Raw genomic sequence first — 21,547 nt, 5'->3', positions numbered from 1 at the left:
CGGCGCCATCAGTCGCCCGTGTCCATGGATCCCGGCGTCCGCCGGGATGACGGGAGGGGCGTGTCGCAAGACGGCGTGACGAAAAGAGCGCCCCCCTTCAATACCCCGCGCGATACCCGGAATAGCGGCACGCATCCTGATCGTCGGGATGCTTGCGGCATTGCTCCGCAGCCTTGCGGCGTTCGCGCCCCTCTTTCGCTTCCTGCTTGCGCATCTTGCGGCCGTAATTGCGGTCGGCCTCGTCCTGGCTGGTCGTCGTCCAGTCGATCGCCTTGCCGGCGACCTTGAACGGCGCCTTCACGATCGTGGCGGCGGTGCTGACGCAGCCGGTGGTGGCGAGCGCGAGCGGTATCAGAGCAACGCAGGAAACAGGGGCGATACGCATTTACGGATGATCCTTGGCCGACCGAAGGGTCTCTACGCCAATTAGCGGATAATCCGTGAAGAATCCGTCGATCCCCTGCGCCAGCCCCGCCGTGATCTCGCCCGCGATATCGCCATGCGCGGCCTTGTCCGTCCCCCGCTGGAAGCGCGGCGGCAGGAAGGCGTTTTCGGCGCGGTAGGTCCAGGGGTGGACGCGAACGCCCGCGGCATGCGCATCGGCGACGAGCGTGGAGGGCGTGGTCGCCGTCTTGTCCGTCCACAGCTGCGCCTTGTCGGGGCCGATGCCAAAGGCATAGGTCGCGATTTGCTTCAGCCCCGCCGGCGTCAGCATCGCGGCATAGGAGGGCGCGGCGCCATCCGCCGGCGCCCCCTCGCCCGCGACGAGCTGGATCAGGCGGATGCCCGTCATCGCGTGGATGCGTTGCAGGTTCTTCACCTCGAACGACTGGATGAAGACCGGCGCGCTGGCGTCATGCCACCCCGCCTTGCGCAATTGTTCGACCAGCAGGACGTCGGTCGGATGGCCGATGCTGGCGAAATACGTCGGGTGCTTGGTTTCGGGATAGATGCCGATCGTCCGCCCCAATTCCTTCGACTGGCGCTTGGCGAGATCGATGATCTCGGCCAGCGTCGGCACCTGATACTTGCCGTCATAGGCGGCATTGCCGGGGCGCAGCTGCGGCAGGCGCTCCTTCGCGCGCAGCGTCTTCAATTCGGCGAGCGTGAAATCCTCGGTAAACCAGTCGGTCAGCGTTTGGCCATCGATCGTCTTGGTCGTCTTGCGGTCGGCGAATTCGGGATGTTGCGCGACGTCGGTGGTGCCACCGATCGCATTTTCGTGGCGCGCGACGAGCACATTGTCCTTGGTCGGCACCAGATCGGGTTCGATGAAATCGGCGCCCTGCTCGATCGCCAGCTCGTACGAGGCCAGCGTATGTTCGGGGCGCGATCCGCTCGCGCCGCGGTGCGCGATCACGATAGGGGGCGAAAGAGGCGCATGCGTCATGGGACGATCCTGCCCGGTTGCGGGAACGGATGCCAGCAGCATCCCGGTGAGAGCGATTCGCAAAGCGGAAACCATCATGACCCAGAGCGTTACGGCCCTAATCTGACAGGGGTGCGACACCCCCGAACTGCGAGGGTTTCCATGCACTTCACGATCAACGGGCAGTCCTATCAGGCGGAGCCCGATATCCGCACCTCGCTGCTCGACCTGTGTCGCGAGCATCTGGGGCTGACGGGCAGCAAGAAGGGCTGCGATCACGGCCAATGCGGTGCGTGCACGATGCTGGTCAACGGCCGCCGCATCAACAGCTGCCTCAGCCTCGCGGTGATGCACCAGGACGATGAGATCGTGACGATCGAGGGCCTCGGCACGCCCGACGACCTCCACCCGCTCCAGGCCGCCTTCGTCCGCCACGACGGCTATCAGTGCGGCTATTGCACGCCGGGCCAGATCTGTTCCGCGGTCGGCATGATGGACGAGGTGAAGAAGGGCTGGCCCAGCCACGTCACCGGCGACCTCGACGCGCCGCGCTTCGACGATGGCGAAATCTCCGAACGGATGAGCGGCAATCTGTGCCGCTGCGCCGCCTATCCCAACATCGTCGATGCGATCCGCGAGGTGGCGGAGGCGAACGGCACGGTCGATGTCGCGCTGCGCCATAGCAACACCAAGGCGGAGGCAGAGGCATGAAGACCTTCACGTACGCCAAGGCGGACAGCGCCGATGCCGCGGTGCGCGACGCGCACAGCTCGGGCGCCAAGTTCATCGCGGGCGGCACCAATCTGCTCGACCTGATGAAGCTGCAGATCGAAATGCCCGAAAAGCTGGTCGACATCAGCCGGCTGCCCCTGGGCGACATCGAGGAGCGCGAGGATGGCGGCCTGACGATCGGCGCGCTCGTACCCAATTCGGACCTCGCCGCCGACCCGCGCGTCATCGCCAAATATGAAGTGCTGAGCCGCGCCCTGCTCGCCGGCGCCAGCGGCCAGTTGCGCAACAAGGCGTCCACGGGCGGCAACCTGCTGCAACGGACGCGGTGCTACTATTTCTACGACACCGCCATGCCGTGCAACAAGCGTGAGCCCGGCACCGGCTGTTCGGCGATCGGCGGGTTCAACCGCATCCTCGCCGTCCTCGGCACGTCGGACCAGTGCATCGCGACGCACCCCAGCGACATGGCGGTGGCGATGCGCGCGCTGGATGCCACGATCATCACGCAGCGCCCCGACGGCGACAAACGGCGCATTGCGATCCACGATTTCTACCGCCTGCCCGGCGACACCCCGAACATCGAGACGGTGCTGGAGACGGGCGAACTGATCACCCACATCGAACTGCCCGCGCCGCCCAAGGGACGCCAAGTGTACCGCAAGGTCCGCGACCGCGCGTCTTATGCCTTTGCGATCGTGTCGATCGCCGGCGTGGTGCGTGTCGAAGACGGCAAGATCGCGTCCGCATCGCTCGCCTTCGGCGGCCTTGGCCCGATGCCGTGGCGCAACCCGGCGGTGGAGGCCGCTTTGGTCGGCCAGGCGCCGTCCGACGCCGTGTTCAACGCCGCCGCCGATGCGTTGCTGGCGGATGCCAAGGGCTATGGCTCGAACGACTTCAAGATCCCGCTGACGCGCCGGGTGCTCGTCGCCACGCTTCGCGACCTGACGGGAGAATAAGGCATGTTCGGTTTCGGCAAGGGCGACACCAATTCGCTCACCATGAATGCAAGCCATCCCGACAGCTTGCTCGACACCTCGTCGCAGGACGTGATCGGCAAGCCGATCGACCGGATCGACGGCCCGAAGAAGGTGTCGGGCAAGGCGACCTATGCGGCGGAATATGCGCTCGACAATGTCGCCTACGGCTATCTCGTCCGCGCGACGGTGGGTGCGGGCAAGATCACCTCGCTCGACGCAAGCCGCGCCAAGGCGCTGCCCGGCGTGATCGACGTCATCACCGACTACGCCAGCTTCATCCGCAATCCCCAGCAGGGCGGCGAGACGACCGCGCCGACGCAGGGCGTCGAGGATGTCGCCTATCACGGCGAAATCATCGCGATCGTCATCGCCGAAAGCTATGAGGCCGCACGTGACGCCGCTCTGCACGTCGACGTGCAATACGACGCCGCAGAAGGTCGCTACGATTTCGAGGCGCACAAGGGCGAGGCGGAAGAGCCCAAGCCGCAGCAAATTCCGCCGCACCACGATCAGGGCGATATCGACCAGGCCATGGCCGACGCCGCCTTCACCGTCGATGTCACTTATACCACGCCTTCGCAGAACTCCGCCGCGATGGAGCCGCATGCCAGCCTGGCGGTGTGGGAAGATGGCGCGCTGACGCTGTACGGCGCCTACCAGATGCCCTCGTCCGACAAGCAGCAGCTCGCCAAGGCGCTGGGCGTGTCGGCGGACAAGGTGCGGATCGTTGCGGCCTATGTCGGCGGCGGCTTCGGGTCGAAGCTCGGCATCGCCCCCGAAAGCGTCGCGGCGGCGATCGCCGCCAAGCGTCTGAACCGCCCGGTGAAGGCGGTGATGGCACGCCAGCAGGTGTTCGACGCGACCGTGCGCCGCTCGAACACCGAACAGCGGATGCGCCTCGGCGCCACCGCCGACGGCACGCTCACTGCGATCGGCCACGAGACGCTGGTCAGCAACCTGCCGGGCGAGGATTTCTTCGAACCGACGGGTATGGCGACGCACTTCCTCTACGCGGGCGACAACCGGCGGATCACGCACGACATCGTCCGTCTCGACTGGATGCTGGCGGGATCGATGCGCGCGCCGGGCGAGGCGGTCGGCTTGATCGCGCTGGAAGGCGCGATCGACGAACTGGCGGAAAAGATCGGTATCGACCCCATCGAATTGCGCCGGCGCAACGAGCCCGAAAAGGACCCCGAAAAGAACATCCCCTATTCGTCCCGCTCGCTGATTCCCTGTCTGGAGCGCGGTGCGGAGGCATTCGGCTGGTCGAGCCGCAAACCCGCCGGCACCGACCGGCGCGGCGACTGGCTGCATGGCATGGGCGTCGCCTCCGCCGCGCGATCGAACATGCTGATGAAGTCCGCTGCCAAGGTCTCGATCGACGGCCAGGGCAAGGCACATGTCGAAACCGACATGACCGACATCGGCACCGGCACTTACACGATCCTGGGCCAGATCACCGCCGAGATCCTCGGCCTGCCCATCGAGGACGTCACCGTCCACCTCGGCGATACCGATGCACCGCCGGGCGCGGGGTCGGGCGGGTCGTGGGGCGCGGGATCGTCCGGCACCTCGGTCTATCTCGCCTGCGAGGCGTTGCGCGCCAAGATCGCCAAGGCGATGGGCGTCGCCGAAGACGCGATGACGCTGAAGGACGGTCGCGTGATTGCCGACAATCGCAGCGTGCCGCTGGCCGAACTGGTCGGCGACGGCATCGAGGCGACCGGCGAAGTCAGCCCCGGCCGCCAGGAAAAGACGTTCAACCAGGCGAGCTATGGCGCGCATTTCTGCGAGGTCGCGGTCCATGCGGTGACGGGCGAAGTGCGCGTCAAGCGGATGCTCGGCGTCTTCACCGCGGGCCGCATCCTCAACGCCAAGACCGCCCGCTCGCAATGCCTCGGCGGCATGACCTTCGGTATCGGCTGCGCTTTGTCGGAAGAGCTGGTCCACGATCCGCGCAACGGTAAGATCGTCAACCGCGACCTCGGCGAATATCACGTGCCCGTGAATGCCGACGTGCCGCAGCTGGAGGTCGAATTCCTGCCCGAACGCGACATCCAGGCGAACCCGCTCCACGCCAAGGGCATCGGCGAACTCGGCATCTGCGGCGCGGCAGGCGCGGTGGGCAATGCGATCTACAACGCCACCGGCGTGCGCGTGCGCGACTTCCCGGTGACGCTCGACAAATTGCTGGAGGGCCTGCCCGCGGTGTGACTCCCTCGCCCCGCCCCTCAACCGTCATTCCCGCGAAGGCGGGAATCCAGACGCGCTACCGTCGCGCCTCTTTCCAATCGTCAGAGGTTATGGATTCCCGCCTTCGCGGGAATGACGGGAAGGGTGACGAAGTATGAAGGGGCCACCCTTTCCCCTCCCCGCCCAACACCTTACATTCGCCCTCACCCGGTCCCGGGCAAGGATCAGAAGCCTGTATGAACGAGATGACGATGGACCGCGCGTATCGCCCCCACGGGCTGGCGCACGGGCAGCAGGGCGTACTCGGCGCGCCGATCGCGCGGATCGAGGGGCCCGCGAAGGTCAGCGGCACCGCCACCTACGCCTATGAGGACGCGCCCGACGGCACGCTCTATGCCGCGATCGTCGGCGCACCGGTGCCGCGCGGCCGCGTGACGGGGATCGACGCATCGGCAGCCGAAGCACTGCCCGGCGTCGTCGCGGTCATCCACGACGACCCGCGCATGGTCACCGGCGGCAGCAATTCGCAGGGCGCCGCGCACAGCGGCACCGACGCGATCTTTCACTATGGCCAGCCCGTCGCGATCGTCGTCGCCGAGGATCAGGCGATCGCCCGCGACGCCGCCAGCCGCGTTGTCATATCGGTCGACGAAGCCCCCGCCCGCCTCGCCATGGCGGAGCAGCCGGTCGAGCAGGACCACGACCTTGGCTTCCTCCCCGCGATCGACAAGGGCGACCTCGACGCCGCGCTGGCCGACGCGCCGGTGACGGTCGACCTCGCCTACACCACCCCCGTCCATTTCCCCGCCGCGCTCGAACCGCATGCCAGCACCGTCTGGTGGCAGGACGGCACGCTCACCGTCCGCACCAGCAACCAGGTGATCGGCGCCGCGCGCACCACGATCGCGAAAGCGCTGGGCCTCGACACGGATAAGGTCCGCGTTCTCGCCCCCTTCGTCGGCGGCGGCTTCGGCGGCAAGACCGGCGTCGGGCCGGAGGTGATCCTCGCCGCGATCGCCGCACAAAAGACCGGTCGTCCGGTCAAGGTCGCGCTCCCCCGCGCACAGACCGCCTATCTGGTCCACCACCGCTCGGCGACGACGCAGCGCGTGCGGATCGCCGCCACGCAGGATGGCCGCATCACCGCCTTCGCCCACGAAGGCGTCGCCGCGCAGAACGACGACGCGCGCTTCCTCGAACCCATCCCGTTCGGCTCGCTGCCGCTCTACGGCGGCGAAAACCGTCGCTTTCGCACTGACCTCGTCCGGCTCGACCTTCCCGCCACCGGCGCGGTGCGCGCGCCGGGCGAGGCGATCGGCACCTTCGCGGTCGAATGCGCGATGGACGAGCTCGCTGAACAGCTGGGGCTAGACCCGGTCGAGCTGCGCCGGATCAACGAACCCGACGTCGATCCGGTCAGCGGCAAGCCCTTCTCCACCCGCCGCCTGCTCGATTGCTATGACGAGGGCGCGCGCCGCTTCGGCTGGGACCAGCGCAACCGCACGCCCGGTGCGCGCCGCGAAGGCGAATGGCTGATCGGCCACGGCATGGCCGCGGCATTGCGCGGCAATTTCACCGTCAAGGCCGAAGCCGAGGTGCGGCTGGAGGCGGACGGCCGCGCGGTCGTCGCCTGCGACATGACCGACATCGGCACCGGCACCTACACCATTCTCGCGCAGACCGTCGGCGAGATGCTCGGCCTGCCCGTCGCTTCGGTCGAGGTACGCCTGGGCGACAGCGACCTGCCGCCCAGCGCCGGCTCGGGCGGATCGTTCGGCGCGGGCAGCGCCTGCGCCGCGGCGGCGCTCGCCTGCGAGGATATCCTCAGCGACCTCGCCCGCCGCATGAACGCCGCGCCCGAAGACCTGACGCTGAAGGAAGGCTGCGTCACCGCCGGGGGCCGCAGCATCGCGCTGCCCGACCTGCTGCGCGGGGAGCCGATCGTGGCCCGCGGCAAGACCGCCCCCGGCAAGGAAAGCCAGCGCACCAGCCAGGCGAGCCACGGCGCGCATTTCGTCGAGGTCGCGGTCAACGCCGTCACCGGCGAGGTGCGCGTGCGCCGCATGCTCGGCGTGTTCGACGTCGGCCGCGTGCTCAACGCCAAGACCGCCGCGAACCAGCTGATCGGCGGCATGGTCTGGGGCATCGCCTATGCGCTCAGCGAAGAGGCGGTCGTCGACCCGCGCTCGGGCCATTTCGTCAACCCGGACTTCGGCGAATATCACGTCGCGGTGAACGCGGACGTGCCGCAGATCGAGGTGCATTTCGTCGAGGAGATCGACGACAGCGCAAACCCGGCGGGCGCAAAGGGCGTCGGTGAACTCGGCATTTCTGGCGCGGGCGCGGCGGTGGTCAACGCCATCTACAACGCGACCGGCGTGCGGGTGCGCGATGTCCCGGTGACGCTCGACACGCTGCTGCCTGGCTTGCCCGCTCTTTAAAGTCCTCCCCCGCCAGGGGGAGGTGGCAGCGAAGCCGACGGAGGGGGAGGTACGCGACGGCCTGTCATGATGGACACCGCCAACCGCCCCCTCCGTCACCGCCTTCGGCGGCGCCACCTCCCCCTGGCGGGGGAGGACTGAAAAAGGACACGACATGGCTGAAAACGCCGCCGCCTTCGCCACTACCAGCCGCCCCACACACCGTCACCCCGGGCTTGTTCCGGGGTCCCCTGCTCCACAAGGGGACGGCAGGAGGCTCCAGCGTTGCCCTCGCGGCACGGTGGACCCCGGAACAAGTCCGGGGTGACGAAGTGAAGGTGGCAAGCGCCTTTCTATGAACCTTACCTCTCACGATCACCGCTAGGCAGGAACCGCAACATCATGGCCGAAAACGACAGCGTCCTCGCCGCCGCGCGCGAATGGAAAGGCGACCCCCTCGCCCTCGCCACCGTGGTTTCCACCTGGGGCAGCGCGCCGCGTCCCAAGGGCAGCCATATGCTCGTCCATGGCGACGGCCGGTTCGAAGGATCGGTGTCGGGCGGCTGCGTCGAAAGCGACATCCTGCAAACCGCCGCCGACGTCATCGCCGGCGCGCCCTTCCAGCTGAAGCGCTACGGCGTCGCCGATGCCGCGGCCTGGGAAGTCGGTTTGCCCTGCGGCGGCGAGATCGCGGTGATGGTACAGCCCGTCTCCGCCACCGGCTTCGACCCCGAATTGTTCGACCGCATCGCCGACGCGCGTGACCGTGGCGAGGCGCTGACCGTCACCACCGATCTCGCCACCGGTCACAGCGATCTCAGGCCCCAGGAAACCGGCGAAGTCTTCGTCAACCGCTACGATCCCCCGCGCCGCCTGCTGATCGTCGGCGCAGTGCAGATCGCGCAGAGCCTCGCCGCGCTGGCGACGACGCTCGGCATCGCCACGACGGTCATCGACCCGCGCGCCCGCTTCCTGACCGAAGAGCGCTTCCCCGGCGTGACGCTGGACGACCGCTGGCCCGATGAGGCGATCGCCGCGCTGAAACCCGGCCCCGCCACCGCGGTCGTCACCTTGAGCCACGACATCAAAATCGACGATCCCGCGCTCATCGCCGCGCTCGCCACCGACGCGCCGTACGTCGGCGCGCTCGGCAGCCGCCGCAGCCACGCCGCGCGCCGCGAACGGCTAGCGGCGGAGGGCCTCAGCGCGGCGCAGATCGACCGGATCGACGCGCCCGTCGGCATCGATATCGGCGCGATCGGCCCGTCGGAAATCGCGCTGTCGATCGCCGCGGCGATGGTGGGGGCGTTCCATGATCGCCGCTGAAGACTGCGTGCTTGTGCTGCTCGCCGCCGGCCGTTCGCAGCGGATGGGCGACCTTGGCAGCAAGCTCGACGAACCGTTCCTCGGCCGCGCGCTCGGCCTGCACGTCGCCGTCGCGCTCGAAGACATGCCGTTCCGCGAACGCGTCGCCGTCGTCGGCAAGGCGCAATGCGATTATGCCGCGCATGGCTATACGACCGTGCGGAACGACGACCCGGCGCTGGGCCTCGGCCGGTCGGTCGCGCTCGGCGTCGACTGCGCGCGCGCGCATGGTGCGCAGGCGGTGGTCGTCGCGCTCGCCGACATGCCGCGCGTCACCGCGACGCACATTTGGCACTTGCTGGAAGCCGCGGACGGCCCCGACGCCGTGGTGGCGTCGAGCGACGGCATCAGCCCCAAGCCCCCCGCCGTCTTCGGCCGCAACCGATTCGACGCCCTGCTGGCGCTGGAGGGGGATCAGGGCGCCCGCGACATGGTTCGCGGCGGCAAGCACGTCGTCACGACCCCCGCCGAACTGATCGACGTCGATACGCATGAGGAACTGGAGCGGCTCCGCGCGCTGGTCGGCGACCCAGAAACCTACACGCGCCTGCGACGGTCGTAAGGCGCCGCCAGCAGCCCCGTCACCCCGGGCTCGCCCCGGGGTCCCGCTTCTTCTTCGACGCCTGGAAATAGCGGGACCCCGGATCAAGTCCGGGGTGACGATACACCAAGCCGCGTAATTCCCCGCCCCTCACCCAGTCGCCATACCCGCGAAGGCGGGAATCCAGACGCGCAGGTTTCGCGGGAATCGCTGGCGGTAGCGTGTCTGGATCCCCGCCTGCGCGGGGATGACGAAGGCTGACGTCTTCGCCCCCGCGACGGCGTTGGACGCAACCTATCCCAACCCATTCAGGCGTTCATCTTGTCCATGTTGCCGCGCACGTCACTCGTGGCGCAGCGCATCGATCGGGTTCAGCGCCGCTGCGCGCCGCGCCGGGAAATAGCCGAACACCACGCCGATCACCGCCGATATGCCGAACGCGATCAGGTTGATCTGCGGATCGAACGTCCAGGGCACCTGCATCAGCGGCACCAGCGCCAGGATGACGCCCTGCGCGATGATCAGTCCGACGATCCCGCCCAGGCACGACAACGCCACCGCCTCGACCAGGAATTGCAGCAGCACCTCGCGCGCCACCGCGCCGATCGCCAGGCGGATGCCGATCTCGCGCGTGCGCTCGGTCACCGACACGAGCATGATGTTCATGATGCCGATCCCGCCGACGACCAGGCTGATCGCCGCCACCGCCGCGACGATGCGGGTCAGCAAGGTCGTCGTACCCGTCAACGTGTCCGAAATCTGCTTGGTGTCGAAGATGTTGAAATCGTCCGGCCGCGCGCCCGTCAGATGGCGGCGTTCGCGCAGCAGGGCGGTGATTGACGACTGCACGGTCGCGCTGGAATAGGCGGGATCGACACCGACCAGCATCACGCGCACGTCGTCGTTGCCGACGAAGCGGCGCTGCACCGTCTTGATCGGCATGACGACCACGTCGTCCTGGTCGCCGAAGCCGCCCTGCCCGCGCGTCGTCAGCACCCCGATGACGTCGCAGCTGATATTGCCCAGCCGGATGCGCGTGCCGACCGCCTCGCCGGAGGGGAACAGGTTCTTGCGCACGGTATTGCCGATCAGGCACACCGCCTTGCCCGCTTCCTGCTCCGCCCGCGTCCAATAGCGCCCGGCAGCGAGCGGCCACGGCTGCACCGTATTGAACGCCAGCGTCGTGCCGTTGATCGTGGTGGACCAGTTCGCGCCTTCGTAGATGGCGGTGGCGCTGGCGTTGGTCTGCGGCGCGACCGCTGTGACGCCGGCGATCTGCGTCGCGATCGCGTCCGCATCGGGCACCTTGAACGGCGGTGGCGGCGGACCACCGCCACCCCGGCCAAAGCCTTGGCCGGGTCGCACCTGCAACACGTTGCTGCCCAGCGCGCTGATCTGCTGCTGCACCGCGGCCGTCGTCGCCTTGCCCAGCGTCACCATCGTGACGACCGCGCCGACGCCGATCACGATGCCCAGGATCGTCAGGAACGAGCGCAGCAGATGCCGCCGGATCGACCGGATCGCGAGGATGAAGGTGGTGCCTAGCATCTATGCCTCCACCGCCTCGCCCTGCCGGTGCTGCGCCTCGATCCGTTCGACGAGCCCGTCCTTGAAGTGGACGACCGTCCGCGCGAACGCCGCCATGTCGGGTTCGTGCGTCACCATCAGCACGGTGATGTTGGCGGTGCGGTTGAGGTCGGTCAGCAACTCCATGATCTCGACCGAGCGTTCGCTGTCGAGGTTGCCGGTCGGTTCGTCGGCGAGCAGCACGTCGGGCTGCGTCACGATCGCCCGCGCGATGGCGACGCGCTGCTGCTGGCCGCCCGACAGTTCCGCGGGCGTATGATCCCACCAGCGGTCGAGGCCCACCTTCTCCAGCGCCGCCATGCCCAGTTCGCGCCGCGTCTTCTTGTCCTCGCCGCGATAGAGCAGCGGCAGCTCGACATTCTCCAGCGCGCTGGTGCGGCTGAGCAGATTGAACCCCTGAAACACGAAGCCCAGGTAGCGCCGCCGCAACAGCGCGCGCTGGTCGCGATCCAGCGTTTCGACATGGTGGCCGCGGAACAGGAAGGTCCCGCCCGACGGCACGTCGAGGCAGCCGAGAATGTTCATCGTCGTCGACTTGCCCGACCCCGACGGCCCCATGACGGCGACGAAATCGCCCGCCTGGATGTCGAGGTCGACGCCCTTCAACGCCTGAAATTGCGTCGCGCCGGTGCCATAGACCTTAGTGACGTTGCGAAGGGAGATGAGCGGGTCAGCCATGGGCCGCTCCCCGATACCATCCCGGGCAGGGGGTCGCGAAACGCAGCCCCGCCCCACCCGTCCCCCCGGACTCGTTCCGGGGTCCACTCCGCGGCGAGGAGAACGGTTGGAGGCTCAAGCGTTGCCCCCGCTGCCCGGTGGACCCCGGAACGAGTCCGGGGTGACGGGGGTGGCTTGGCAGGCGTCCCTGCAAGCCCATGATGCCAGCAACGGCGCGCTTACTGCCCACCGGCCCCGCCCCCGCGACGGCCACCACCGGCACCGCCCGCACCGCCACCGCGCCGCGATCCGCTGGCCTTGTCGCCATTGCCCGCCAGCTGGCCGGTGATCACCTGCTGTCCCGGCTTCAGGTCGCCGCTCAGCACCTCGGTCATCGTGCCGTTGGTGTCGCCGGTCGTCACCTGCACCGGCTGCGGCTGGCCGTCGGCACCCTTGACGTAGACGGTCTGCGTCGCGCCGCGGCCCAGCGTCGCGGTCCGCTCCGGCCGGTCGCGGCGCGGGCGGAAGGTCAGCGATCCGGCGATGCCGCCGCTCGATCCGCCAGCCGACGCGCCGTCGCTCGGCTTGAAGCGCAGCGCCGCATTGGGGACGAGCAGCACGTTCTGCTTGTCCGACGTCACGATATCCGCGGTCGCGGTCATGCCCGGGCGTAGCTGCAACGACGGGTTGGCGACGGTCAGGTCGGCGGCATAGCTCACCACCTGGTTGGAGGAGGCGGTCGTCGCCGTCGTCGCGGTGGAGCTCGCCGAATTGACCGTCAGGTTCGATCCCAGATCGACGCGGCTGATCGTCGCGGGGAAGGTGCGGCCGGGGAAGGCGTCGACGGTGAAGGTCGCTTTCTGCCCGGTCTTCACCTCGCCCACGTCTGCCTCGTCGATCGCGACCTCCAGCTTCATCTGGGACAGGTCTTCGGCGATCACGAACAGCGTCGGCGTGTTGAACGAGGCGGCGACCGTGGCGCCCGGATCGATCTGGCGCGCCAGCACCACGCCGTTGACCGGCGAGCGGATGATCGCGCGCTGCCGCTGCGTCTGGCTCTGCGCCAGCAGGGCCTGCGAGGCGCTGACGTTCGCCTGCGCGGTCTTCAGCGCCGCGATCGCGCGCTGGTAATCGGCGCGGCCGGACTGGAGTTCGGTGCCCGACGGCACGCGCCCGTTCGACAGCTTGTACACCTCTTCGAGCCGGGCGAGCTGCGCGCGGCTTTCGGCGACGGTCGCTTGCGCCTGGTTCACCTGCGCCTGGTTCGCCGCGATCTGCGCGCGCTGCTGGCGGATCTGGTCGTCGATCTGCTGCGGGTCGATCAGCGCGAGCGGCTGGCCCGCCCGGACGCGATCGTTGACGTCAACCACCACCTTGGTGACGAGGCCCGACAGCTGCGAGCCGACCGTCACCTGGTTGGTGGGCGCGAGCTTGCCCGTCGCGGAGACGGTAACGGTAAGGTTGCCGCGCTCCACGCCCTGCGTCGCATAGCCCGCCTCCGCCTTGCCGCCGAAGCAGCTCTTCAGCAGCAGCGCGAGCAGCACCACGCCGATCGCGACCAGCCCCCATTTCAGATAGCGGCGCCACACGGGCACCGGCTTCACGCCGAGGAAATCGTCGAGCTGTGCGTCGGCCATCAGCGGGGTTCCGTTGCGAAAATGGGGGTAGCGCCGCGCTCGGGCGCCTGCGGCACGACGCTGGGGTCCCAGCCGCCGCCCAGCGCATCGTACAGCGCGATCAGCGCCGTCGCCTGATCGGAGCGCGCCTGCGTCAGGCCGTTCTGCGCCGAAAGCAGCGCGGCTTCCTGCTGGTTCAGCGTCGTGAAATCGGTAAGCCCGGTGCGATACTGGCTGCGGCTCAGGATCGCCGAGGCGTTGGCGGCATCATAAGCGATCGCGAACTGCGTCTCGCGTCGCCGCGCCGAATCCAGCGCGACGATGGCATTTTCGATGTCCTCGAGCGCCAGCAGTACTACGCCCTTGTAATTGGCGAAGGCCGTATCCGCCGCCGCCTCGTTGCTGCGGACCTGCGCGCGCAGCCGCCCGCCGTTGAAGATCGCCTGCGTCAGCCCGGCGAACAGGCCGCCGGTAATCGCGTCGCCGAGTCCCGTAAGGCTGGTCGCATTGCTGTTGATGTTCCCGGTGATCGCCAGCGCCGGGTACAGCTGCGCCTTGGCGACGCCGATCCGCGCGGTGGCGGCGGCCAGCGTGCGCTCGGCACTGCGCACGTCGGGGCGGCGGCGCAGCGCATCGGCGGGAATGCCGACGCCGACGCTCGCCGGCCCCTTCGGGATCGCCCGCGGCGCGGCGAGCGCGCTACGCAACGCGCCCGGCGCCTGCCCGGTCAGCACGCCCAGCCGCGCGACGGCGGCGGCATATTGCTGTTCGATCTGCGGCACGCTCGCCGCGGTCTGCGCCCGCTGGCTGCGCGCCTGTTCGACATCGACCGACGAAACGAGGCCCGCCTGCACGCGGAACCCCGCAATCTCCAGATTGTCGTCCTGGATCGCCAGGCTGGCGCGCGCATTGGCGAGCTGCGCCTGATAGGCGCGCGCCAGCACGTAATTGCGCGCGACCTCGCTTTCGACGCTCAGCAGCACGGTCGCATAGTCGAACCCGCTCGCCTCATATTGCGCGCGGCTCGCCTCCACCGTCCGGCGGATCTCGCCGAACAGGCCGACCTGATAGCTTGCCGACAGGCCGGCGGAGAAGCTGTTGGTGCCGCCGCCACCCGTGTCGACCACGGTGCCGTCGGGCAGCGTGAACGAGCGGCCACCGCCGCGCAGATTCTCGTTACGCTGATAGCCCGCCGACCCGGACAGCGTCGGCAGCAGCGACGCGCGGCTCTGCACCAGCGCCTCGCGCGCCTGCCGCAGCCGGCCGATCGCCTGGGCGATATCGGTGTTGGCGCCGCGCGCCTGCTCGACCAATTGGCCGAGCACGGGGTCGTCGAAGTTCGACCACCAGCGCGTCAGATCTTCGGGACTGGCCGGCGCCGGCACCGAATAGGCGGTGGGAACGCCCAGCTCGGCGGGCGTCTTCGCGCGATAATCGGGGCCGACGGTGCAGCCCGCCAGGGCCAGCGCGGCGAGCGCCGGAGCGGCGAACGGGGAAGCGGTCAGGCGAACCATGCGTCCTGTGTGATCAACACACCGCATCGCGTCCAGCGCTTTTGTGTCGCAAAGTGTCACGTCCGCGTCATCAACGCCCCTGGAACGCCGGCTTGCGCTTTTGCAGGAACGCCATGCCGCCCTCGGTCGAATCCGCCGATCCGCGCGCGGTGCGCTGCGCATCCGCCTCGGCGGCCAGCGCCGCGGCATAGTCGCTCTCCATCGCCCGGCCCAAGGCGCGCCGCATCAGGCCCAGCGCCACCGTCGGCCCGGCCGCCAGCCGCGTCGCGAGCGCCAGCGCCTCGGCATCCAGCGCCTCGTCGGCAACGACGCGGTGTATCATGCCCCAATCGAGTGCCTTGGCCGCCGGCACACGCTCGCCGAGCAGCATCATCTCCGCCGCCCGCGCCCGCCCGATCAGCCGCGGCAGCATCCACGACGCGCCCCCGTCCGGCACCAGCCCGATATTGACGAACGCCTGCAGGAAATAGGCGGTCTCGCTCGCCACGCAGAAATCCGCGGCCAGCGCCAGGCTGCACCCGATCCCCGCCGCCGGTCCACGCACCGCGCTGACCACCGGTACGCCAAGATCGGCGATCGCCTGCATCGTCGGGTTGTACTGGTCGGTCAGCGCCGCATAGGTCGCCTCGCCGGGATCATCGGCGCCAAGCGCGCCGCCGCCGACGTCCGCGCCCGAACAAAAGGCCCGCCCCGCCCCCGCCAGCAGCACCGCCCGCGCGCCATCCAGTCGCGCCAGCGCGTCGCGCAACTCGTCGAACAGCGCCGGCGGCGCCGCATTCAGCCGATCGGGCCGGTTGAGCGTCAGCACCAGCACCGCGCCCTGCCGCTCGGCCAGAATATGCTCATACGCCATGGTCACGTCTTCCTCTCCCGCGCGACGTCGATTCCACTGATCCGTCCGCCGCTCGTTCCGAGACATAGCGAAGTGCGGAGCGGGTGCCATAGGGGACTTCGGCCGATCCCGGATCAGCCCATGATGCGATGCGCGATGACAGAAACGCCGGCGTCAGTCAGCAATTCGGACCTTTCATGCGCCAGAGACCGTCATCGCGACGCTTTCCAATCCCCCGGCGCAACATAATAAGACAATGTTGCATACATATCACAATGCCAAGAAACGTTCATAATGCTGTCATTTTGTCGCTTGATCCGAATGCGGCGAACCGATCTTATGGCCCCTAGAGGCTCCGTAAGGGGCTGGGACCAAAGGGGTTAATTCGTGAAACTGTCGCATCTCTATGCGGCGACGGCGATCCTGCCGCTCGCCCTCGCTACTGCTTTGCCTGCGTTCGCGCAGACCACCGCCACCGATACCCAGACCAGCCCGGTTCCCGATCCCACCCAGGTCCCGACCGACCAGCAGAACCCGCAGTCGCCCAACGCCGACGCGGGCAGCAACACGCAGAGCGGCGGCGACATCGTCGTCACCGGGTCGCGCATCCGCCGCGACGAATTCTCCGTCTCCGATCCCATCACCGTCATCGGCAAGGACGAGATCACGCAGGCCGGCTTCGCCAGCGCCGCCGACGCGTTGCAGAGCAATGCGATCACGCAGGGCACGTCGCAGATCAACAACACCTACGGCGGCTTCGTCACCGACGGCGGCACCGGCGCGAACACGCTGGGCCTGCGCGGCCTCGGCCCGAACCGCACGCTGATCCTGCTCAACGGCCGCCGCCTGGCGCCGGGCGGCACGCGCGGCTCGGTGGTCGCCGCCGACCTCAACGTGCTGCCGACCGCGCTCATCGACCGGATCGAAGTGCTGAAGTCCGGCGCCTCGTCGGTCTACGGCTCAGACGCGGTTGCGGGCGTCGTCAACATCATCACCGACAAGGCGCTGACCGGCCTGCAGCTCGACCTGCAAACCAACGTGCCCGCCGTCGGCGCCGGCGTCGATCGCCGCGCCAGCGCCAGCTTCGGCATGCAGACCGATCGCCTCGGCATCGTCGGCTCGCTCGAATATCGCAAGCGCAACGCGCTCGCCCGCGGCGACGTGCCGTTCTTCAACTGCCCGATCGGCGGCTTCCTCGATGGCGAGGGGTCGGCGTTCGGGTCTGGCGATCCCTTCCCGGTCGGCGATCCGCGCAACTGCTTCACGATCGACAATGGCGGCACCACGATCAACACGCTCGGCCTGCCGACGCGTCAGGCGATCGGCCGCACCAGCGGCGTGCTCGGCAACTTCAACCGCTTCGTCCCCGCCCCCGGCGTCACCACCGGGCCGTTCCCCGGCTATCTCGGCGTCGGCAATTACGATCGCGACACGTTCGATCCGGCGATGCAGCGCGAACCGCTCGTCACCGGCGTCGAAACCTACACGGGCTATCTGTCGGCAACCTACAAGCTGGAAGCGCTGGGCAACGCGGAAATCTACGGCGAACTGCTCGGCACTCGCCGCAAGTCGGGATCGCCGCTGTATCGCCAGCTGTCGCTCGACTATCTCCAGGGCAGCCCGCTGCTCCCGGCGAACATCCGCGACGGCTCGTTCGCCAACCCGACCAACACGTCGAGCGGCAGGATCATCGCGGCGCGCGCCTTTATCGGCTTCGGCCTGACCGAAGACGCGCAGACCGTCGATTACGTCCGCGCCTCGGGCGGCATCCGCGGCGACTTCTTCTTCCCCGGCTGGCGCTATGACGCCTATGTCGGCAAATCGTGGAACGATGGCGTCTACACCGGTCAGTCGTTCCTGATCGATCGCCTCGCCAACTCGCTCAACGTCGTCGCCAATCCGGACGGCACGTTCAGCTGCGCCAGCGCCGCGTCCAATCCCAATTGCGTCGCCGCCCCTGCGCTGACCGCCGGGGTGATCGGCGGTCAGCTGCCGCAGAACTTCCGCAACTACATCTTGGCGAATACTCGCGGCACGACGGCGTTCCGCGAGACGACCTATGCCTTCAACATCGACGGCCCGCTGTTCAAACTGCCGGGCGGCGATGCGCAGTTGGCCCTGGGCGTCGAGCATCGCCGCCAGAGCATCAACGACCAGCCCGACCTTAACTCGATCAACGGCAATCTGTTCGGCCTGACCGCCGCAACGCCGACGGTCGGCAAGGACAACGTCAAGGAAGCGTTCGGCGAAATCTACCTGCCGCTGCTGCAGGACCTGCCCTTCGCCTATCGCCTGAACGTTACCGCCTCGGGCCGCTATACCGATTACGCCTCTTACGGCTCGGGCACGACCTACAAGGTCTCGGCCGAGTGGGAACCGTTCCGCGGCTTCGGCTTCCGCGGCAGCTACGGCACGTCGTATCGCGCGCCGGCGCTCGCCGAACAGTTCCTGGGCGCGACCAGCGGCTTCCTGCCGACCAACTCGGACCCGTGCAGCGGCCTGCCGGTGCCCGCGCAGCAGTCGCCCAACCAGCAGATCATCGCGCGCAACTGCGCCTCGATCGGCCTGCCGGCGGACTTCGAACAGCGCAACAGCATCACCTCGTTCCGCGTCGGTGGGGCAGAGGCGGGCTTGAGCGCGGAAACCTCGACCAACTGGACGGTCGGCGCGGTGCTGCGTCCGCGCCTGCCGGAATCGGTCGGCCAGCTGTCGCTGTCGCTCGACTATTTCGACGTGAAGGTCGACAACGGCGTGTCGGACCTGTCCGGTGCGACGATCCTGTCGCGCTGCTACAGCAACCCGAATTTCGATGCGAACGCCGGGTTCTGCCGCTTCGTGCAGCGTGACGCCAATCAGGCGCTTACCGTCACCAGCAGCTTCGTGAACCTGTCCGAAAACATCGTGAAGGGTTACGAGTTCAACGGCCGCTACGCCCGCAACCTGTTCGGCGGCAAGTTCGTCTTCAACGCGAACGTCACCAAATACACCGAACAGTCGACCCGCCTGTTCCCCGAGGAATTCCTGACCGATGCCAACGGCATCGTCACCTCGCCGGAATGGGTCGGCAATTTCGACGCCAACTACACCGTCGGCCCGATGACGGTCCGCTACGGGCTCGACTGGATCGGTGGCGACCACAACAAGACGTATAACTATTTCGCGTTCGACAATTTGACCGGCATCACCGACCCGGCGCTGGTCCAGCAGTATCGCGACAATTACTTCTTGGAAGCGGACGGCTACGTCCTCCACCAGCTGTCGGTGCAGTTCAACGTGCAGAAGAAGTACCAGTTCACCTTCGGCGTGCGGAACCTGCTCGACACGAAGCCCCCGCGGATCACCTCCATCGGGTTCACGACCATCGGCAATGCCCCGCTCTATTCGGGCTATGATTATGTCGGCCGGTCGTTCTTCGCGAACGTCAACGTCAAGTTCTAACCTGTATCGGAAGGCTCCGGGGCAACCCGGGGTCTTCCTTTTTTCCTCATGACGATCGATCCTCAACCGCCCTGCGACGCCCGAGCCGAAGCGATCCGGGCAAACCTGCGCCTGGCCCTGGCCGATCAAGTGAAGGCGTGGCAGGTGCCGCAATCGACCGCGACCGCACGGCTTGGTATCGGGCGCTCGACGCTCAACAACATCCTCAACCACGACAACCGCCGGATTTCGATCGCGTCGCTGATCACGATGCTGTCGCGCGCCGGCGCCGAAGTGTCGGTGGAGGTAGCACTCGCGCCGGCTAGGCCTGACGCGCAATGAGGCACCGGATTCGTCATTGCGAGCGAAGCGTGCTTCGCTTGTGCTCGCAATGACGGATTAAACCGGACTGCCGTTTCTTAACAAGACGGCCGAAACACCCTTACCGCCCGGACCAATTCCCCGGCCGCTTCTCGACGAAGGCCGCCATGCCTTCCTTCTGGTCCGCCGTGCCGAACAGCCCGTTGAACAGCCGCCGCTCGAACTGGATGCCCTGTGCCAGCGGCGTTTCGAACGCGGCGTTCACCATTTCCTTGTTCGCCAGCACGGCAAGCGGCGCCATCGCGGCGATCGACGCGGCGGTCTTCACCGCCTCCTCGACCAGATCGGCCGCCGGGATGATCCGACTGACGAGGCCGGCGCGCTCCGCCTCGGCGGCATCCATCATCCGTCCCGTCAGGCACATCTCCATCGCCTTCGCCTTGCCGACCGCGCGGGCAAGCCGCTGCGATCCGCCCATGCCGGGGCTGACCGCCAGCTTCACTTCGGGCTGACCGAATTTGGCGGTGTCGGCGGCGAGGATGAAGTCGCACATCATCGCAAGCTCACAGCCGCCGCCCAGCGCATAGCCGGCCACCGCCGCGATCACGGGCTTGCGCGTCTGCGTCAGCCGCTCGTAGCCGGCGAAATGGTTCGTCCCGTACATGGCGGCGAAATCCATCGCCGCCATCTCCTTGATGTCCGCGCCCGCCGCGAACGCCTTGGCGCTGCCGGTCAGCACCGCGCAGCCCTGGCTCGCGTCGGCGTCGAAGGCCGCGAGCGCCGCCAGCAGATCGGCGAGCACCTGCGCATTGAGCGCGTTCAGCGCCTCCGGCCGGTTAAGCGTGATGAGCGTCACGGCATCGCGCCGCTCGACGAGGATGGTCTGGTAATCGGACATAGGGGCCTCTCCTTAATTCGGCGTCCACGCCTCGGCGGGCGGCAAGGGCGCGAAGATCTGGTCGATCAGGTGATCGGTCACGGCCTCGGGCGTCGCCGGGTTCCAGCGCGGGCTGTTGTCCTTATCGACGATCACCGCGCGCACGCCTTCCAGGAAATCGTGGCGCTGCACGACATGCGTCGCGACCGCATATTCTTGGCGCATTTCGTCGGCGAAGCTCTGCATCAGGCTGCCGTCGTACAGCAGGCGCAGCGATACCTTCATCGACTGCGGCGACTTGGTCTTGAGGAGCGCGATCTGTTGCGCAGCGAAATCACCCCCATCCGCCTCCAGCGCCGCAAACACCTCTTCCAGCGTATCGGAGGCGAACAGACGGTCGATGTCGGCGCGATGGTCGAGCAGCGCTGCATGCGGCACCGCAGCACTCGCCGCAGTCAGGATGGCATCGATACCGTGCGGGTCGGCGGCGATCGCCGCCTTCACCCCGGGCAGTGCGCTCGCAGGCAGGTAATGCGTCGCCAGGCCCAGCGCATGCGCCTCCGCCCCGTCGAGCCGGTGGCCGGTCAGCGCGATGAACTGGCCGATCCGCCCCGGCAGGCGCGACAGATACCAACCGCCGCCGACGTCGGGGAACAGGCCGATCCCCGTTTCCGGCATCGCGAACTTCGTGTTCTCGGTCGCGACGCGGTAGCGGCAGGGCAGCGCGATGCCGACGCCGCCGCCCATCGTCACGCCGTCCATGAAGGCGACGCTCGGCTTGGCGTAGGTGAACAGCCGGTGGTTCAGCCGGTATTCGGTGTGGAAGAACGCCCGCGCCGCCGCGCCGTCGCCCGCGCCGCTGTCGGCGAGCATGCGGATGTCGCCGCCGGCGCAAAACCCGCGTGCCCCCTTGGGATCGCCGTCCGCCGAGGGCGCGTGGTCGATCATCACCGCCGCGATGTCGGCATCGGTACGCCAATCCTCCAGCGCCGCGAGCATCGCCTCGCACATCGCCATGTTGAGCGCATGCAGCGCGCGCGGCCGGTGCAACCGCAGCCGCCCGAGCGCGCCATTGATCTCGATCAAAACATCCTGGGTCATGGTGGCGAGCTTTGCCGGGCGGCAG

17 protein-coding genes are annotated in these 21,547 nt (G+C 68.0%); 8 read left to right on the top strand and 9 right to left on the bottom strand.

The window, feature by feature from the left end; genetic code table 11:
• Positions 1–97 precede the first annotated feature (97 nt).
• A complete protein-coding gene (locus ACP690_RS09330; protein WP_043060565.1) occupies positions 98–385 on the bottom strand; it encodes a hypothetical protein in 288 nt (95 codons plus the stop codon).
• Positions 386–1,432 carry a glycerophosphodiester phosphodiesterase gene (locus tag ACP690_RS09325; protein ID WP_426255342.1) on the bottom strand — a complete coding sequence of 349 codons (1,047 nt, stop codon included), beginning with the start codon at positions 1,430–1,432 and terminating at the stop codon, positions 386–388.
• A gap of 99 nt (positions 1,433–1,531) precedes the next feature.
• On the opposite strand from ACP690_RS09325, the gene ACP690_RS09320 reads away from it, so the two are divergent.
• From ACP690_RS09320 to ACP690_RS09295, 6 genes are all read left to right on the top strand, one after another.
• Complete coding sequence (locus tag ACP690_RS09320) at positions 1,532–2,080, top strand: 2Fe-2S iron-sulfur cluster-binding protein (protein WP_082049304.1); 549 nt, start codon at positions 1,532–1,534, stop codon at positions 2,078–2,080.
• Positions 2,077–3,057, top strand: coding sequence for an FAD binding domain-containing protein (locus ACP690_RS09315; RefSeq protein WP_426260927.1), 981 nt, complete (start codon positions 2,077–2,079; stop codon positions 3,055–3,057). Before ACP690_RS09320 ends, ACP690_RS09315 begins: the two co-directional genes overlap by 4 nt.
• A 3-nt stretch (positions 3,058–3,060) precedes the next feature.
• Entirely contained in the window at positions 3,061–5,295 is a 2,235-nt protein-coding gene (locus ACP690_RS09310) for a xanthine dehydrogenase family protein molybdopterin-binding subunit (RefSeq protein WP_426260926.1), read from the top strand.
• 215 nt (positions 5,296–5,510) lie between these two features.
• Positions 5,511–7,715 (top strand): molybdopterin cofactor-binding domain-containing protein, encoded by a 2,205-nt coding sequence (locus ACP690_RS09305; protein ID WP_426260925.1) that lies wholly within the window; start codon positions 5,511–5,513, stop codon positions 7,713–7,715.
• Between the two features lie 381 nt (positions 7,716–8,096).
• Complete coding sequence (locus ACP690_RS09300; RefSeq protein ID WP_426260924.1) at positions 8,097–9,020, top strand: XdhC family protein; 924 nt, start codon at positions 8,097–8,099, stop codon at positions 9,018–9,020.
• Entirely contained in the window at positions 9,007–9,621 is a 615-nt protein-coding gene (locus ACP690_RS09295) for a nucleotidyltransferase family protein (RefSeq protein WP_426260923.1), read from the top strand. Before ACP690_RS09300 ends, ACP690_RS09295 begins: the two co-directional genes overlap by 14 nt.
• A gap of 321 nt (positions 9,622–9,942) precedes the next feature.
• On the opposite strand, the gene ACP690_RS09290 is transcribed toward ACP690_RS09295, so the two are convergent.
• The 5 genes from ACP690_RS09290 to ACP690_RS09270 all read right to left on the bottom strand — a co-directional run bounded on the left by ACP690_RS09290 (position 9,943) and on the right by ACP690_RS09270 (position 15,827).
• Positions 9,943–11,148 carry an ABC transporter permease gene (locus ACP690_RS09290; RefSeq protein WP_426260922.1) on the bottom strand — a complete coding sequence of 402 codons (1,206 nt, stop codon included), beginning with the start codon at positions 11,146–11,148 and terminating at the stop codon, positions 9,943–9,945.
• Entirely contained in the window at positions 11,149–11,865 is a 717-nt protein-coding gene (locus ACP690_RS09285; RefSeq protein WP_043059219.1) for an ABC transporter ATP-binding protein, read from the bottom strand.
• A 218-nt stretch (positions 11,866–12,083) separates the two neighbouring features.
• A complete protein-coding gene (locus ACP690_RS09280; protein ID WP_426260921.1) occupies positions 12,084–13,481 on the bottom strand; it encodes an efflux RND transporter periplasmic adaptor subunit in 1,398 nt (465 codons plus the stop codon).
• The gene (locus tag ACP690_RS09275) at positions 13,481–14,974 is read right to left on the bottom strand and encodes an efflux transporter outer membrane subunit (protein WP_183949524.1); all 1,494 of its coding nucleotides are present in this window, start codon (positions 14,972–14,974) and stop codon (positions 13,481–13,483) included. Before ACP690_RS09275 ends, ACP690_RS09280 begins: the two co-directional genes overlap by 1 nt.
• 70 nt (positions 14,975–15,044) lie before the next feature.
• Complete coding sequence (locus ACP690_RS09270) at positions 15,045–15,827, bottom strand: enoyl-CoA hydratase-related protein (protein WP_426260960.1); 783 nt, start codon at positions 15,825–15,827, stop codon at positions 15,045–15,047.
• Between the two features lie 366 nt (positions 15,828–16,193).
• Here ACP690_RS09270 and ACP690_RS09265 point away from each other — a divergent pair, with 366 nt between their 5' ends.
• Both ACP690_RS09265 and ACP690_RS09260 read left to right on the top strand, forming a co-directional pair.
• Positions 16,194–19,244, top strand: a complete 3,051-nt coding sequence (locus ACP690_RS09265) for a TonB-dependent receptor domain-containing protein (protein WP_426260920.1) — start codon at positions 16,194–16,196, stop codon at positions 19,242–19,244.
• Between the two features lie 48 nt (positions 19,245–19,292).
• Positions 19,293–19,565, top strand: a complete 273-nt coding sequence (locus tag ACP690_RS09260) for an XRE family transcriptional regulator (RefSeq protein ID WP_426260919.1) — start codon at positions 19,293–19,295, stop codon at positions 19,563–19,565.
• 100 nt (positions 19,566–19,665) lie between these two features.
• Here the strand turns inward: ACP690_RS09260 and ACP690_RS09255 are convergent, their stop codons facing one another.
• Both ACP690_RS09255 and ACP690_RS09250 read right to left on the bottom strand, forming a co-directional pair.
• A complete protein-coding gene (locus ACP690_RS09255; protein ID WP_043059147.1) occupies positions 19,666–20,442 on the bottom strand; it encodes an enoyl-CoA hydratase in 777 nt (258 codons plus the stop codon).
• Positions 20,443–20,454: 12 nt separating this feature from the next.
• Positions 20,455–21,522 carry an enoyl-CoA hydratase/isomerase family protein gene (locus tag ACP690_RS09250; protein WP_426260918.1) on the bottom strand — a complete coding sequence of 356 codons (1,068 nt, stop codon included), beginning with the start codon at positions 21,520–21,522 and terminating at the stop codon, positions 20,455–20,457.
• Between the last annotated feature and the right edge of the window lie 25 nt (positions 21,523–21,547).

The sequence above is a fragment of the Sphingomonas sp. DC4900 genome (assembly GCF_049896485.1).
Classification (GTDB): Bacteria; Pseudomonadota; Alphaproteobacteria; order Sphingomonadales; family Sphingomonadaceae; genus Sphingomonas; species Sphingomonas aquatilis.
Note: the sequence above shows the minus strand (reverse complement) of the source record. Positions and strands in the feature narration are given on the sequence as shown.

Coding starts and splice junctions, on each gene's coding strand:
- ACP690_RS09330 (WP_043060565.1), bottom strand. CDS start 385: ATGCGTATCGCCCCTGTTTCCTGCGTTGCTCTGATACCGCTCGCGCTC.
- ACP690_RS09305 (WP_426260925.1), top strand. CDS start 5,511: ATGAACGAGATGACGATGGACCGCGCGTATCGCCCCCACGGGCTGGCG.
- ACP690_RS09270 (WP_426260960.1), bottom strand. CDS start 15,827: ATGGCGTATGAGCATATTCTGGCCGAGCGGCAGGGCGCGGTGCTGGTG.
- ACP690_RS09325 (WP_426255342.1), bottom strand. CDS start 1,432: ATGCTGCTGGCATCCGTTCCCGCAACCGGGCAGGATCGTCCCATGACG.
- ACP690_RS09290 (WP_426260922.1), bottom strand. CDS start 11,148: ATGCTAGGCACCACCTTCATCCTCGCGATCCGGTCGATCCGGCGGCAT.
- ACP690_RS09310 (WP_426260926.1), top strand. CDS start 3,061: ATGTTCGGTTTCGGCAAGGGCGACACCAATTCGCTCACCATGAATGCA.
- ACP690_RS09255 (WP_043059147.1), bottom strand. CDS start 20,442: ATGTCCGATTACCAGACCATCCTCGTCGAGCGGCGCGATGCCGTGACG.
- ACP690_RS09315 (WP_426260927.1), top strand. CDS start 2,077: ATGAAGACCTTCACGTACGCCAAGGCGGACAGCGCCGATGCCGCGGTG.
- ACP690_RS09260 (WP_426260919.1), top strand. CDS start 19,293: ATGACGATCGATCCTCAACCGCCCTGCGACGCCCGAGCCGAAGCGATC.
- ACP690_RS09300 (WP_426260924.1), top strand. CDS start 8,097: ATGGCCGAAAACGACAGCGTCCTCGCCGCCGCGCGCGAATGGAAAGGC.
- ACP690_RS09295 (WP_426260923.1), top strand. CDS start 9,007: ATGATCGCCGCTGAAGACTGCGTGCTTGTGCTGCTCGCCGCCGGCCGT.
- ACP690_RS09275 (WP_183949524.1), bottom strand. CDS start 14,974: ATGGTTCGCCTGACCGCTTCCCCGTTCGCCGCTCCGGCGCTCGCCGCG.
- ACP690_RS09320 (WP_082049304.1), top strand. CDS start 1,532: ATGCACTTCACGATCAACGGGCAGTCCTATCAGGCGGAGCCCGATATC.
- ACP690_RS09250 (WP_426260918.1), bottom strand. CDS start 21,522: ATGACCCAGGATGTTTTGATCGAGATCAATGGCGCGCTCGGGCGGCTG.
- ACP690_RS09285 (WP_043059219.1), bottom strand. CDS start 11,865: ATGGCTGACCCGCTCATCTCCCTTCGCAACGTCACTAAGGTCTATGGC.
- ACP690_RS09280 (WP_426260921.1), bottom strand. CDS start 13,481: ATGGCCGACGCACAGCTCGACGATTTCCTCGGCGTGAAGCCGGTGCCC.